Below are 767 nucleotides of genomic sequence, written 5' to 3' on the forward strand. Positions count from 1 at the left end.
TCGTCCTCGTCCTCGTCCTCGTCCACGCCAGGCCCCGGCGCTCACCGCAGAGGCCGGACGGCCGGCGTGCCCGGCCGGGTGTCAGGCGGCCGGATGGAGCCCGAGCGCCGCGAGCGCGGCCCGGGTGACCTGCGCGGCGCTCCTGCCCCGGACGCCCACCGTCACGCAGGCGACCTCGCGGTAGAGCGGCGCACGCCTCACGGCCAGCTCCCGCAGCCGGGCGGCGGCGTCGCCGTTCAGCAGAGGGCGCCCCGCGACGGCGCCCCCGCGGTCCAGCACTTCCTGGACGTCGGCGTCGACGTGGACCACCGGGCCGTTCCTGAGCAGCGTGCGTGTGGCCGGGTCGATGACGGCTCCCCCGCCCAGCGCCAGGACACCGTCGTGCTCGGCGAGTGCGGCGCGGACCGCGGCCCTTTCCAGTATGCGGAACCGCCGTTCACCGGCGGAGGCGAAGATCTCCGCGACGGACCGTCCGGTGCGGTGCTCGATGTCGTCGTCGGTGTCGCGGAAAGCGACCCCGAGCCGGTCGGCCATCAGGCGCCCCACGGTCGACTTGCCCGCCCCGGGCAGCCCCACCAGTACCGCGACGGGCCTCACACCGGCCTGCCCCCGTGCCCGACGGGAGCGACGGAAGCGACGGGAGCCGGGTCCGCCGGCCGCCGCGGGCCCTGATCGATCCGGCGTCGTGGCGGGCGGTTCGCCGACGTGTCCGGGCGCCCGGCGCAGGGGCGCGGTGCCGGCCTCGGGTGCGGCGGTGACGTCCGCGC

General features: G+C 77.7%; 1 protein-coding gene. It reads right to left on the reverse strand.

Features of this window, described 5'->3' with window-relative positions; genetic code table 11:
* Window positions 1-81: 81 nt before the first annotated feature.
* On the reverse strand, window positions 82-767 hold a 686-nt coding region (locus tag AWZ10_RS29645), incomplete at its 5' end, for a shikimate kinase (RefSeq protein WP_341846109.1).

Source organism: Streptomyces europaeiscabiei, from assembly GCF_001550375.1.
Classification (GTDB): domain Bacteria; phylum Actinomycetota; class Actinomycetes; order Streptomycetales; family Streptomycetaceae; genus Streptomyces; species Streptomyces europaeiscabiei.